The organism is Aristaeella hokkaidonensis, from assembly GCF_018128945.1.
Taxonomy (GTDB): domain Bacteria; phylum Bacillota; class Clostridia; order Christensenellales; family Aristaeellaceae; genus Aristaeella; species Aristaeella hokkaidonensis.
Genome location: NZ_CP068393.1, coordinates 1,658,361 through 1,672,302, shown reverse-complemented (window position 1 = coordinate 1,672,302; position 13,942 = coordinate 1,658,361). Strand labels below are relative to the sequence as shown.

At 54.4% G+C, this 13,942-nt stretch carries 11 protein-coding genes; 5 read left to right on the top strand and 6 right to left on the bottom strand.

The window, feature by feature from the left end; all coding sequences use genetic code 11:
• Nucleotides 1–165: 165 nt before the first annotated feature.
• From xylB to JYE49_RS07635, 3 genes are all read left to right on the top strand, one after another.
• Nucleotides 166–1,692: a xylulokinase gene (gene xylB, locus JYE49_RS07645; protein ID WP_093958225.1), complete on the top strand. Its 1,527-nt coding sequence runs from the start codon at nt 166–168 to the stop codon at nt 1,690–1,692.
• Nucleotides 1,693–1,782: 90 nt separating this feature from the next.
• Nucleotides 1,783–2,241, top strand: a complete 459-nt coding sequence (gene nrdR, locus JYE49_RS07640; RefSeq protein WP_093958224.1) for a transcriptional regulator NrdR — start codon at nt 1,783–1,785, stop codon at nt 2,239–2,241.
• 32 nt (nt 2,242–2,273) lie between these two features.
• Nucleotides 2,274–2,534 (top strand): GlsB/YeaQ/YmgE family stress response membrane protein, encoded by a 261-nt coding sequence (locus JYE49_RS07635; protein WP_093958223.1) that lies wholly within the window; start codon nt 2,274–2,276, stop codon nt 2,532–2,534.
• 45 nt (nt 2,535–2,579) lie between these two features.
• On the opposite strand, the gene JYE49_RS07630 is transcribed toward JYE49_RS07635, so the two are convergent.
• The 6 genes from JYE49_RS07630 to JYE49_RS07605 form a co-directional block, all read right to left on the bottom strand.
• Complete coding sequence (locus tag JYE49_RS07630) at nt 2,580–3,650, bottom strand: aldose epimerase family protein (RefSeq protein ID WP_093958222.1); 1,071 nt, start codon at nt 3,648–3,650, stop codon at nt 2,580–2,582.
• 127 nt (nt 3,651–3,777) lie between these two features.
• Nucleotides 3,778–4,920 carry a DNA recombination protein RmuC gene (locus tag JYE49_RS07625; RefSeq protein WP_304583321.1) on the bottom strand — a complete coding sequence of 381 codons (1,143 nt, stop codon included), beginning with the start codon at nt 4,918–4,920 and terminating at the stop codon, nt 3,778–3,780.
• A gap of 211 nt (nt 4,921–5,131) precedes the next feature.
• The gene (recR, locus tag JYE49_RS07620) at nt 5,132–5,731 is read right to left on the bottom strand and encodes a recombination mediator RecR (protein WP_093958220.1); all 600 of its coding nucleotides are present in this window, start codon (nt 5,729–5,731) and stop codon (nt 5,132–5,134) included.
• 1 nt (nt 5,732) lies between these two features.
• Nucleotides 5,733–6,071 (bottom strand): YbaB/EbfC family nucleoid-associated protein, encoded by a 339-nt coding sequence (locus JYE49_RS07615; protein WP_093958219.1) that lies wholly within the window; start codon nt 6,069–6,071, stop codon nt 5,733–5,735.
• 101 nt (nt 6,072–6,172) lie between these two features.
• Nucleotides 6,173–8,680, bottom strand: a complete 2,508-nt coding sequence (locus JYE49_RS07610) for a DNA gyrase/topoisomerase IV subunit A (protein WP_093958218.1) — start codon at nt 8,678–8,680, stop codon at nt 6,173–6,175.
• Between the two features lie 2 nt (nt 8,681–8,682).
• Entirely contained in the window at nt 8,683–10,677 is a 1,995-nt protein-coding gene (locus tag JYE49_RS07605; RefSeq protein WP_093958217.1) for a DNA gyrase/topoisomerase IV subunit B, read from the bottom strand.
• 516 nt (nt 10,678–11,193) lie between these two features.
• On the opposite strand from JYE49_RS07605, the gene JYE49_RS07600 reads away from it, so the two are divergent.
• Together JYE49_RS07600 and JYE49_RS07595 are read left to right on the top strand one after the other, a co-directional pair.
• Nucleotides 11,194–12,399 (top strand): VanW family protein, encoded by a 1,206-nt coding sequence (locus JYE49_RS07600; RefSeq protein WP_179217425.1) that lies wholly within the window; start codon nt 11,194–11,196, stop codon nt 12,397–12,399.
• 29 nt (nt 12,400–12,428) lie between these two features.
• The gene (locus JYE49_RS07595) at nt 12,429–13,874 is read left to right on the top strand and encodes a hypothetical protein (protein ID WP_093958215.1); all 1,446 of its coding nucleotides are present in this window, start codon (nt 12,429–12,431) and stop codon (nt 13,872–13,874) included.
• Nucleotides 13,875–13,942: the final 68 nt, after the last annotated feature.

The following is a 13,942-nucleotide window of genomic DNA, read 5'->3' as shown; positions in this document are numbered from 1 at the left end:
AACCACGGTTCTGCGGGCCGGCTGAAAAGCCGGCCCGCTTTCTGTTTCAAAGCAGAAGGAGAACATGAAAACACAGGGAATGTTGCTTGACAGGGCAAAACCACAAGAATATAATAGTTTTTAGTGATTAACCACTATATTTTGTGGATAGAGAGGAAAATGCATATGAAATACCTTCTTGGGATCGACCTGGGAACATCCGGCACGAAAACAGTTTTGTTCGATCAGAACGGTAAGGGTATCTGCTCCGCAACCGTGGAATATCCGATGTACCAGCCGCAGAACGGCTGGGCGGAACAGGATCCCAAGGACTGGTATAATGCCGCGGTCAGCACGATCCGTACAGTGCTTGAGAAGAGCGGTGTGGACAAGGAAGACGTGGTTTCCATGGGCATCAGCGGTCAGATGCACGGCCTTGTGATGCTGGATGAGAAAGACGAAGTCATCCGTCCTTCCATCATCTGGTGCGACCAGCGGACCGCCAAGGAATGTGAAGAGATTACCGCCAAGGTCGGATACGATAATCTGATCAGGATTACCGCGAACCCCGCGCTGCCCGGATTTACCCTTTCCAAGCTGATTTGGGTGCGGAACCATGAGCCGGAAAACTACGCAAAGTGCAAGCACGTGCTGCTGCCCAAGGACTACGTCCGGTTTATGCTGACCGGAGATTTCGCCACAGAGGTTTCTGACGCCAGCGGTATGCAGATGCTGGACGTGCCGAACCGCTGCTGGAGCGACGAACTGCTGGGCATCCTGGACATCGACAAGAGCATGCTGGCCAAGGTTTATGAGAGCTGCGAAGTGACCGGCCATATCTCCGCCAAAGCAGCTGAACTGACCGGACTGAGCGAGAAGACACTGGTTGTCGGCGGCGCCGGAGACAATGCTGCCGCAGCAGTCGGTACCGGCGTTGTGGAAGACGGAAAAGCCTTCACGACCATCGGCACAAGCGGCGTTGTGTTTGCTCATACGGATAAGCTGGCGATTGACCCCAAGGGTCGTGTACATACCTTCTGCTGCGCGGTGCCCGGCGCATGGCATGTGATGGGTGTTACCCAGGCTGCCGGCCTGAGCCTGAAGTGGTTCCGCGACAACTTCTGCGGAGCTGAGAAGATCACCGCAGAAGCGATGGGCGTTGATACTTACGAACTGACGAACCAGGAAGCGGCCCAGAGCCCCATCGGCGCCAACAAGCTGATTTACGCGCCGTACCTGATGGGTGAGCGGACCCCGCATCTGGACAGTGACTGCCGCGGAATCTTCTTCGGTCTGAGCGCAATGCACCAGCGCCGGGATCTGTTGCGTGCGGTTATGGAAGGCGTTACCTACAGCCTGAATGATTGCCTGGGCGTGCTGGCCGGAATGGGCGTTGCACCTGAAACGATGCTGGCCTGCGGCGGCGGTGGAAAGAGCCCGCTGTGGCGTCAGATGCTGGCGGACGTGATGAACTGCCCCGTGGCAACCACCATCAATACGGAAGGCCCCGCCCTGGGTGTTGCCATTCTGGCGGGTGTCGGCGCAGGACTGTACGGCAGTGTTCAGGAAGCCTGCAGGGCGATGATCAAGGTCAATCCTGCACAGAATCCGATCGCCGAGAACGTGCCGAAATACGCGAAAGTGTATGAAGTGTTCAAGAAGCTGTACACAGCCAACAAGGAACTGTACAAGGAACTGGGAACAATCGAGTAATTAATACTGAAAACATAAAACTGAAGACTCTGGAATAATAGATTGGTTGAACCCACGAGAACACCTGACAGCACAGTGGAGGGAAAGATTATGAAATGCCAGTATTGCAGCTGCCTGGACAGTAAAGTAATTGACTCCCGGCCGACGGATGACGGAAACAGCATCCGGCGCAGGAGAGAATGTACAAACTGCGGCAGACGTTTTACAACCTATGAAAAGGTTGAACTCAGTCCTCTGTTTGTGGTAAAGCGGGACGGACGCCGGGAGAGCTTTGACAGCCGGAAGATCAAGGCGGGTATCCTGCATGCCTGCGATAAGCTGCCTGTGAGTATGCAGCAGATCGACGAGATTGTGACCCGGGTGGAACAGAAGGCCTATGCCACGATGGACGGAGAAATTGCTTCCGAAAAGATCGGCGATATGGTTATGTCTGAACTGAAGAACCTGAACGACGTCGCCTATGTGCGCTTTGCGGCAGTATACCGGAAGTTCACCGACGTGGGCACATTCATGAACGAGCTGAAGAAGCTTGTTGATGAGAAAATGTAATTGCCTGATAAGCTATACAGGAGGGGAAAAACATGATTTTCAGCTGGATTATCAAGATTGCACTGTGGGCGCTGGCTGGTTTCGCGGCCAGCAAGATCATGAAGGGAAGACCTGACGGACTGCTCAGCAACATCCTGCTGGGCCTGGTCGGCGGTGTTGTGGGCAACCTGCTGTTCAGCCTGATCGGTCTTGACTCCATCAACGGAGTCGGAAACATCATCGTTTCCGTGATTGGCGCATGCGCAGTCCTGTTCTGCGTTAAGAAGTGTTCGCGAAATAACAGTGACAAATGAAAAATCCCGCTGCATGAAGCAGCAGGATTTTTCATTGCGTTTGGATTATTCATCATCCGCACGGAAAGCGTAGATGGTGGTGGTGTCATACTTTTCACCGGGACGAAGGATCGTGGTGCCGGGGAAGTTGGGATGATTGGGATCATCCGGGCAGTGCTGGGTTTCCAGGCAGAAACCGGAATAATGGCCGTAATCCGCGCCTTCCTTGCCACCCTTTACATCCAGTGTGCAGGCGGTGTAAAGCTGAATGGCAGGCTGGTCAGTCAGCACTTCCATATAGCGGCCGGATTCTTCATGATATACGCTGGCTGCAGCGCCCATGGCTTCACCCTTGCGGAGAACGAAGTTGTGGTCATAACCGCCGGCGGGAATCATCTGGGGGCAGGTTTCATAAACTTCAAGTCCTTCTTCCAGCAACAGGCCGTCGCGGAGATCCAGGGGCGTTCCGACAACGGGCATATAGTCGCCGGTGGGGATCAGGCCGCTGTCCACCTTGGTGATGACATCGGCATCGATGGCAACTTCGTGATCCTTGACGGTGCCGTGCTTGTGGCCGCCCAGGTTGAAGTAGGTGTGGTTGGTGAGGTTGCAGAGGGTGGGCTTGTCAGTGGTGGCTTCATAGCGGATGATCAGATCGCACATATCATTCCAGGTGAAGGTCACGGTTACATCCAGATTGCCGGGATAGTTTTCCTCACCATCGGGGGAAACACGATGGAAGGAAACAGAATCCTCATGTTCGCCTTCTTTGGGGGTGCCGGTCCAGAAATGAGCCGCGAAGCCGACGTTGCCGCCGTGCAGGTGGTTTTTGCCGTTGTCATTGAGGGCAACCTGGTACTGGACACCGTCGATGGAAAATTTGCCGGCTCCGATACGGTTGCCATAACGGCCGACTGTATCGCCGAAGCAGCCGTGAGGCCCGATATAGCGATCCAGGGAGTCGAAACCAAGGGCAACATCATCCATATTGCCGCCGGCATCCGGGACGATAATGGAGGTGACAATGGCGCCCCACTCCATAACAGTGACAGAAGCGCCCATGCTGTTGGTCATGGTAAACTTATGGACATCTTTTCCTTTGGGGGATTTTCCCCAGATTTCCGTTTTGATGGACATAGCACGATTCCTCCCAGTTTTTTTCGATTGACCTTTTTCTCCGGGGAATGCTTCCGCAACGGCCTGAAATGATATGGACCGGCATGGAAAAGCAGAATGTATTTATACATGCCGGAGAAAAACGATTTTATTGATCAACATCCTCTTGTATTGTAAGGGTTTCAGGGGGATTGTCAAGAGCAGCGGGACCGGTTTCCAGCGCGGAAAGCTTGCGCTGGATGGAACGGGATTTTGTAACAGCTGAATCAATGGATTCTCCCGCCTGATCCAGACGGCGGCGAGTGTTTTCCAGTGTTTCCGCAAAGCGGGTAAAGTCCTTTTTGATTTCACCCAGCAGAAGCCAGACTTCTCCGGAACGCTTCTCAATGGCCAGCGTACGGAAGCCCATCTGCAGGGCGTTGAGCATGGCAGAGAAGGTACCGGGTCCCGCAATGACGATCCGTTGCTCCCGCTGCAGGGTTTCGACTAGTTCCGGCGTCTGAAGCGCTTCGGAATACAGGCCTTCCACAGGCAGGAACATGATGGCAAAGTCCGTGGTATAAGGCGGGGAGATATACTTTTCAGAGATCTTTTTCGCTTCCTGCTTCAGGCGCTGGATGAGCGCCTTCCGGGCAGCTTCAGCACCGGCAGCGTCTCCCTGCTGGGCGGCATCCGTCAGGCGGATATAGTCCTCCTGGGGGAACTTGCTGTCCACGGGCAGATATACCGTATTTCCACTCTGGTCCGGCAGGCAAACCGCAAACTCAACCCGTTCCGCAGAGCCGGGGACGACGGCAACGTTTTCCTCGTATTGGCCGGGAGCCAGCGTCTGGCGGATCAGGTTGCCCAGCTGCATTTCACCCCAGATACCACGGGTTTTGACATTGGTGAGAACCTTTTTCAGATCCCCGACACCGGATGCCAGGGTGTGCATTTCACCGAGTCCTTTATAGACGGACTCGAGACGCTCACTGACCTGGGCAAAGGACTGATCCAGCTTCTTGTCCAGGCTTTCCGACAAGCGGTCATCCACGGTTTTGCGCATCTCAGTAAGCTGACGCTCATTCTCCAGGCGGAGATCATTGATCTTTTCCTCCTGGTTCCGGGTGGAAAGAAGAACCTGACGTTGCATGCTTTCCAGCAATGTAGACTGACCCTGTCCCATCTGGGACAGGGTGGTCATGAGCGACTGATTGGTTTCATAAAGGGATTTTGCCGCTTCATCGTGCTGGGCGTCAAGCTCATCCAGAAGACGGTTGCCAAGATTGACCAGGCCGTGTTCCTGGGTCATCCGGTCGCGTTCCTGTTTATGGTCAAGCGCAGACTGCCTGATCAAAAGGATAATCAGGAGAAGCAGGCAAAGAATAAGTAAAAGAGGCGTTATAAATTCGTAAGTCATTTTATCAAGGGATCCCTCGGCCAGGCTCGGGATGACAATGAAGGCATAGCCTTCATTGTGGCTGATGTGTGGAGACTCTTACCATGTTTGTGAGTTGACAAGATTACATGTCTCTTCTGCCTTCAAGGGCTTTATAGAGGGTGACTTCATCCGTATACTCCAAGTCGCCGCCGACGGGAACACCGTGGGCGATCCGGGTACATTTGACATTCATGGGCTTCAGAAGACGCGCAATATAGGTTGCGGTTGCCTCGCCCTCCACATCCGGATTGGTTGCGAGAATAACCTCGTTTACTTCTTCCGTGCCGAGACGCGCAAGAAGCTCCCGGATGTGGATGTCATCGGGACCGACGCCTTCCATGGGAGACAGGGTTCCATGAAGCACGTGGTAAAGCCCGTGATACTCATGCATTCGTTCAAGCGCCGCCACATCCCGGGGATCGCGAACCACGCAGATCTGGCCGTTGTGACGGGTGGGATCCGCGCATATGGGGCAGGCATCGCCGGTGGAATAATTACCGCAGGTTTCGCAGAAGCGTATAGCTTTGCGGCCTTCCCAGAGTGCGACAGAGAGGGCACGGACGTTTTCCTGCGGCTGCGAGGCCAGATGATAAGCAAGGCGCTGGGCCGTTTTAGGCCCTATGCCGGGCAGCTTGGCCAGTTCCATGGCCATGGCCGCAATGGGCTCAAACTGACTGCTCATCTCAGAACAGACCACCCATTCCGGGAGCCATGCGGTTCATCGCGGTTTCGCGGGCTTCCTCGCCCTTGCGAAGCGCTTCGTTCACCGCAGCCATCACCAGATCCTGCAGCATTTCGATATCGTCCGGATCCACAACCTGGGGATCGATGGTGATCGCGGTCAGCTCGCGCTTGCCGCTGACTTTGACGGAAACCATTCCGCCGCCGGCGGTAGCTTCGTATTCAGCTTCGTCCAGGCGTTCCTGGGCTTCCTGCATCTGCTGCTGCATTTTCTGCGCCTGACGCATAAGCTGCTGCATGTTGGCGCCTCCACCGAAGCCGCCGAAATTCTGTCTACCCATAATTGATGTACCTCCAATGTAAAATTCATAATTCAGAATTCATAATTCAGAATTATTGATTGTGTGGGAAATTGCCTGATGGTTAATGACCGGGGAAAGGATTATGTGGATTCCGGAGAAGCGGGTTCTTCGGAAACGGGAGCTGGGACGGCCGTAACGCCGGTGACGATGTCGTCCAGGATGGCCATGACGTAGGGCATTCCCTTGCCAGCCCGGTTCTGGAGCAGGATATCGTCCCGGGAGAGTTTGCTGACCGGACTGCGGGCCTGGTAGACCAGCAGATCGCAGGGCAGATCACGGTTGATCCGGCTGACATCGGCAATGCACTTGCCGTTGGAGCCGTTCTTGTTGAAGTAGAAGCAGCGGACGCCCTTGCCGGCACGGTTCTGGGGTTCAAAATCAAGCTGGGGAATGCGCTTGGCCCAGCCGCGCTCAGAGAAGATGACGATTTCATCGGTTTCCTCAAGCTGGCTGACCCAGAGCACATCATCTCCGCTTTCCACACTCATGCCCTTGACGCCTGTGGCGATCCGTCCCTGGACCGGAACAGTGGAGAGCGGGAAGCGGATGCTCATGCCGCCCCTGGTGATAAGCAGCAGATCGCCCTCATGCGCGGCGGGAAGAATGGCCAGGAGCGCATCACCCTTCTTCAGGGACAGGCAAGGATACTTCCGGCTGCGGACATCATAGTCCACGGCCGCGGTGCGCTTGATCATACCGTTCTTTGTGATGAACAGGAAGTCCGGCAGATCCTTCATCTTCGCGGAATCGCAGGTCAGCATAAGCAGCGGCTGCTCGTTCTCCTCGATGCCCATGAGGACGCCTGAAAGAAGCTGGCCGCGGTCCTTCGGCTTGCATTCCGCAATCTTGCCGACATTGATGGGATAGCAGTTGCCCAGATCGGTGAAGATATAGAGATTCTCCGCCGTAGTGGTCGGAAGCAGCCAGCGGGCGCTTTCAGTGAGGTTTTCTTCCGCTGTGGGAAGCGGAGTACGCTTCAGCAGGGCGGGAGAAACACGCTTGAGGTAGCCGCCCTCGGTGTAGACGATCACAGCGTCTTCCGGTTCGGGCGTGTTGTCCGGCAGATCCACGGGAGCATCCTCAGGAACTTCCAGCGTGGTGCGGCGGTCATTGGCAAACTCCTCCGCAATGGCTTCCATTTCCTTGCGTATAACTTCATTCAGCTTCTTTCCGCTCTTCAGGATGCCTTCGAGACGGGCAATCAGCTTCAGGATATCCGCGTATTCCTTCCGGAGGGCTTCCACTTCCAGATTGGTCAGGCGCTGCAGGCGCATATCAAGGATGGCCTGGGCCTGGATCTCGGTCAGCGCAAACCGCTCCATGAGGCCGATACGGGCTTCTTTCGGGCTCTTGCTGGCACGGATCAGGGCAATAACCTCATCCAGATTATCCAGGGCGATCATCAGGCCTTCCAGAACATGAGCGCGGGCCTTTGCCTGCTTCAGTTCATACTCCGTGCGGCGGGTGACAACCTGCTTCTGGTAATCAATATAGCTGGCAATGAGTTCCTTCAGGCTCAGCTGCTTCGGCTTGCCGCCGACAATGGCGACCATATTGACGCCGAAGGTGACCTGAAGGTCGGAATACTTATACAGATAGGACAGGGTCCGCAGGGGATCCACGTCGCGCTTGAGCTCAATAACGGCCCGCATACCGGTGCGGTCGCTCTCATCGCGGATATCATAGATACCGCCGAGAGCCACTTTTTTATCCTCGCTCAGTTTCTGGATTTTTTCCAGCATGGCGGCTTTATTGATCTGATAAGGAATTTCGGTAATGACGAGGAGCTTCCTTCCGGAAGGGCCGTCCTCGATATTGACCCGGGCACGGAGGGTCAGCTTGCCTTTGCCGGTTTCATAGCCGCGGCGGATCTCCTCATTGCAGAGCAGCACGCCGCCGGTGGGAAAGTCCGGACCGGGGAGGATCTTCATCAGTTCATCCAGGGTGATATCCGGGTTTTCCATCTGGGCGATGACGGCGCGGACGGCTTCTCCCAGGTTGTGGGTGGGAATGTTGGTGGCCAGACCGACAGCGATACCGTTGGCGCCGTTTACCAGCAGGTTCGGGAAACGGGCGGGCAGCATGTCCGGCTCTTTCAGGGTATCATCGAAATTCAGACGGAAAGGTACGGTATCCTTCTCGATATCCCGCAGCATTTCCATGGCCAGGGGCGTCATCCGGGCTTCCGTATAACGCATGGCGGCAGCGCCGTCACCGTCGATGGAGCCGAAGTTTCCGTGGCCGTCCACCATGGGGCAGCGCATGGAGAAGTCCTGCGCCATGTGCACCAGGGCACCGTAGACAGAGGAGTCACCGTGGGGATGATATTTACCGAGACAGTCGCCGACGATACGGGCGCACTTGCGGTGCGGTTTGTCCGGCGTGGTGCCGAGTTCCATCATGGTATAGAGGATACGACGCTGAACAGGCTTCAGTCCGTCCTCCACCCGGGGAAGGGCGCGCTCCAGGATAACATGTTCGGCATAGGGCATCATGCTGTTATGCATGACGTCTTCCATATTGATATCAAGAATCCGGGAAGGATCGTCCTTGACGATAGGCTTTTCAGGTTCTTTACGCTTCGCCATGCTTACTGCTCTCCTTCCTGCGCCTGCACGCTGTGGCCGTCCAGCTCCGCATCGAACGTGTCTGTACGGTTAAAGTCAGCGTGTTCGCTGATGTAATCGCGGCGGGGTTCCACCTTGTCTCCCATGAGGACGGTGGTGAGCCGGTCCGCCAGGGCAGCATCCTCAATGCCCACGCGCATGAGCTTGCGCTGGGACGGATCCATGGTGGTTTCCCACAACTGCTCAGGGTTCATCTCACCCAGACCTTTGTACCGCTGCAGGGTGTATCCCTTGCCCACGGTACGGGTGGCTTTGGCCAGCTCCTTGTCATCGTAGGCGTAGATGACTTTCTGGCCCTTCTGGATTTTATAGAGCGGAGGCATACCGATGTATACATGACCGCCGGTGATCAGGTCCTTCATATAACGGAAGAAGAAAGTGAGCAGGATTGCCCGGATGTGGGCGCCGTCCTGGTCAGCATCGGAAAGGATGATGACTTTGCCGTATTTGAGATTGTTCAGGGTAAAGCCTTCATCAATACCGGTACCCAGGGCGGTAATGAGACTGCGGAATTCTTCATTGGCGAGGACCTGGTCCAGATGCTTTTTCTCAACGTTCAGGGGTTTGCCGCGGAGGGGAAGGATGGCCTGGAAACGACGATCCCGGCCCTGCTTGGCGCTGCCGCCTGCGGAGTCACCTTCCACGATGAAGAGCTCATTATCCTCCCAATGGCGTCCGGTGCAGCTGGAGAGCTTGCCGACCAGCGGAGCAGCTTCCAGCTGGCTGGCCTTACGGATGTTGTCACGGGTCTTGCGGGCGGCTTCCCGGGCCTGGGCAGCGCGCATCGCCTTGGAGACGATGGCGTTGGCGACTTCCTGGTTTTTCAGGTTGTCCAGCCAGTCCAGCAACTGCTGGGTAACGATCGCTTCCACGGCGGGACGCACTTCACTGTTGCCGAGGCGGCCCTTGGTCTGGCCTTCAAACTGGGGATTCTTGACCATGGTGGTCAGGACACAAGTGAGGCCTTCGCGGAAATCTTCACCCGCCAGGTTATTATCCTTTTCCTTCAGCAGGCCGACGCGGCGGGCATAATCGTTGAAGCACTTGGTAAAGGCGGTTTTGAAACCGGCCTCATGGGTGCCGCCCTCCGGCGTGTTGATGTTGTTGACATAAGAGAAGAGGCTTTCGGTGTAGCCGTCGGTATACTGGATGGCCGCGCGGCAGATGATCGAGTCACGCTTGCCTTCAATATAAATGATATCTTCCTGCAGGGCGTTTTTGCCGGCATTCAGATAACGGACATAATCGGAAATACCTCCGTCATAGCAGAAGACACGGGTGCGGCTGTCCGCGTCGGCAATCCGCTCATCCGTGAAGGTGATGCGGATACCGCGGTTCAGATATGCCAGCTCCTGCAGGCGGCGGGCGACGGTTTCAGTATGGAAACGGACGTCCTCGAAAATCTCATCGTCCGGAAGGAAACGAACCAGGGTGCCCTTTTTACGGGTGTTGCCAAGGACTTCCAGCGGACCCTCGGGCTTGCCGGCATGGACTTTGCCGGTGGCAGGATCCATAGCGCTGGTGAAGGCCATGCGGTAATGGGTCCAGTTGAGGAAGACGTCGACGGTGAGCCACTTGCTCAAGGCGTTGACGACGCTGGCACCGACGCCGTGGAGGCCGCCGGAATAGTCGTAGTTCTCACTGTTGAACTTACCACCGGCATGCAACACAGTGAAGATAACTTCCACACCGGGCTTGTGCATGGTCGGATGGTCGTCCACAGGCATGCCGCGGCCGTTGTCATAGACGCTGGCGGAGCCGTCCTTATGCAGGGTGACGGACACTTCGGAAGCGAAGCCGTTGGCCGCTTCATCAATAGCGTTGTCCACGATCTCCCACAGGAGATGGTGAAGGCCGCGGGAAGAAGTAGTACCGATATACATGCCGGGGCGCATACGCACAGCCTCCAGGCCTTCCAGCACCTGGATATTACCGGCATTATAGGTTTGGGATGCCATGGGTTCACTCCTTTGGGGCTTTCAATGAAAGGCCCGAATGATGACAGTATATTATACCATAAAATGTGCCTGAAAAGAAAGGGGAACACAAGACTTTGTAATCGCTTTAGCGATCACAAAGTCAATGATATGTTTTCCTGCGGAAAACATGATATATTGAACCGCATAGCGGTTCAATGTGATACATCGCTTCGCGATATGATATATTCGTTCGCAAGCGAACGAATGTTGTATATTGCTTTTTCTGCTTGCGGGAAAGGTTTTTCGTCTAAAAGGGAAAAATACGAGGGTGAAATTTATCAGATAAGTCGTTTATTCGCGGGAATTCGGGGAATATAATACGGCCAGGATGAGGGAAAAACCGGAGTCCTGATCTGCAGACCATACGGGAACAAAGGAGGACTGATAATCGTTTGAAAGAGTAGAGTTCAATTGCTCCGCTTAAGGCGGCGCGGTTGACAGGTATACGAAAAAAGGGGATAATATTTTTCGTATACGATGAAGGAGGATGTGCTAATGAAGCGCATTTTATGTATTATACTTGCCCTGGGAATTCTGACCGGAACGATGTCTTTTGCTGTAGCGGAAGAAGATGAAGACTTCCAGTTCTCCGATGAAGAACTGCGGGAAATGCAGGAAGAGGAAGACCAGGCTGAAAACTATATTGAAGCCGAAGTACAGGGTGAGGTTTACCATGAAAAGACCCTGGAGGATTTTGACATGAATTCTCCTGCACTGTATAAGGCTAAGATGCGTACGGATTTTAACGGAACGATCTACTCTGAAAAGTGGAAGAGTGAAGAAGACATCACGCCCAAGATGAGACTGGCGGACGCCAGGGGAAAAAAAGTTGACATCCTGTACGTCGGCCTGATCTGGTTCATCGTGCGTCGGGATAATGTGATCGGCTACGTGAGACGGCAGCAGATTGCCAAGAGCGATATTGAGTCCGTTGATCCGGAGAATATCCCTCCCTTCAATGTGCAGAAGCACGCCTATATTGCCAAGACTGCCACCACCTGCCATGTACGGAAGAGCATGACGCCTTCCAAAGGCGACGGAGATGACGGAAACAACTGGGTCATCCTGAAACCGGGTACGGAGCTGAGCATCTGGCAGTTCTATAACGGCTGGGCAATGGTGAACTACTGGCGGGAATACGGCTATATCGATCCCAACGAACTGACGGATCTGATTCCTGTATCTCCCACAGATGAGGAACTGTTCCCGGACAGCCCAATTGCCGCTTATACCAGCTACTACAAAATGACACAGAACGAAACGAATCTGAACCGGATCCACAATATCAAAACCGGCTGCCAGTATATATCCCAGGTTCTGCAGCCCGGTGAACGCCTGGACGCAAACAAAACCATGGGTCCTTACCGGCCGGGCAAGGGATACAAACAGGCCGGCGTGCTGACCGCAGGAACCTCCAAGCTGGGTTATGGCGGCGGTACCTGCCAGGTTTCCAGTACGCTGTACAATGCCCTGATTCAGCTGCCGGATATTGAAATCAATCACCGCCGGCCTCACGGCGGCAACGGTGCTGCCTACCTGCCGATCCACTGCGACGCGGCTGTGGGCAATCCGGAATTGAACCTGATTTTCACCAACCGATATGATTTCCCGATCAGGATTCTGGGCACCTCCAATGATGACGGCGCCCTGCTGATGCGGGTTTACCGGTATCACGGAGAAGAAATCACGGAAGCAAATTAAAACATTTTATAAAACAAGGGGGAGAAAACATGAATTCCATTTTGTCCATTGTTATGGTTATCGTGATGGCTTTCAGCTCCATCGGCGGCATGACCGCAGCGCTGAAAGAGCCTGTGTCCTTTGAAGCAAAGATCAACGTGGACGCAGACGGGATCCTGGCTCTTGCCGGAACCGAAGCGACGGAAGAAACAAAACAGACCATTACCATTGTGAAGGATATTGTTGGAGCCCTGACCCTGAAGGGCGTCGCCGCCAAGGACAACGCCGAACTGGATGTGCTGGCCGGTGATGACGTCATGCTCTCCATCGGTGTTAAGAACGCTGAAGACGGAGGCTTGATTGCCGCTTCATCCCTGCTGGGAAGCCAGGTCATCTCTGTATCCGCGGAAACCGTACAGGCTCTCCAGCAGCAGGTGCAGGCATCCATGACTGAGGCTTCCGCCGGAATGGGCGGGATGGAGAACCTGAATAAGGAGCAGATCGCCAAAGATTTTGCCGAAATCGTTGAGAAGGCGATGAAAGCATTTGAAGAAAAGAAGGGTGAAACCGAGACCGGCGAGTTTACCGTGGATGATCTGAAGTTTACGGCAAAGACGCCCGTCAACATGACCTATACAGAGTTCATGGAACTGGTCCTGAACAGCACGAAAGAACTGCTGGCCAAGGAATCCCTTCAGCCGGTTGTACAGGCTGCCAGCAAGGATAAGGATCTTATCGCTGAAATCGACAAAGAGATTGAGAAGCTGAACAGCATGCCCGAAGAAGAAAAGCCGGAAGTGCAGTTCGCCCTCTACTCCAACGAAAACGAAGGCGGTTACTTTGTCTGCGATATGACCAAAGCAGCTAAGGAAGAGACTGAAAAGCCGGAAACCATGCACGTCGGTATCGGCGGCGGGGAAGAACCTGTCAGGATCCGCTTCAGCTTTGAACAGAATCAGGAAACAATGAACATTGCCGCCGACGTCTCAAAAGACAATGCGGCTGATCTTAAGGCTCATGTAAACGCAAAAGACGGATCCGTTGCTGACATTGCCGTAACCTGTGACGCGGCCGGCAGCCTGGACATGGCTTTTGATATCAACTCCAAGGACGCTGTCGCGAAGATTCTTGCGAAAACAGAACCCGTGGAAGGCGAACGGACAAAGTACACCCTGGATGTGTTTATGAACAACGCTGAACAGCCTCTTGTGAACATTACAGGATCCGTGGGAAAGGGCGGAGAAGCTGTTTCTGTATACGAGGGAGAGAACATCACAGTCCTTCCGTTTGAAACGCTGATGAATGATACGGACGGTACTGCCAGCGGAAAACTGCAGATCACCCTGACAGCCGGCATACTGAAGGCAATCACCGTACTGACCAGGAACCTGCCTGAAGAGACCGGAACCTGGCTGAACAAGCAGGTGATGCAGCAGATGATGCCCAAAACTACTACAATCACAAAAACCCAGACTGAAACCGTGACAGCTGAATAATTGTATACATAAAGTACAGGGAGGAGAGACAAGCGCTCTCCTCCTTCTCTGTTCACAGAAAAATGAAT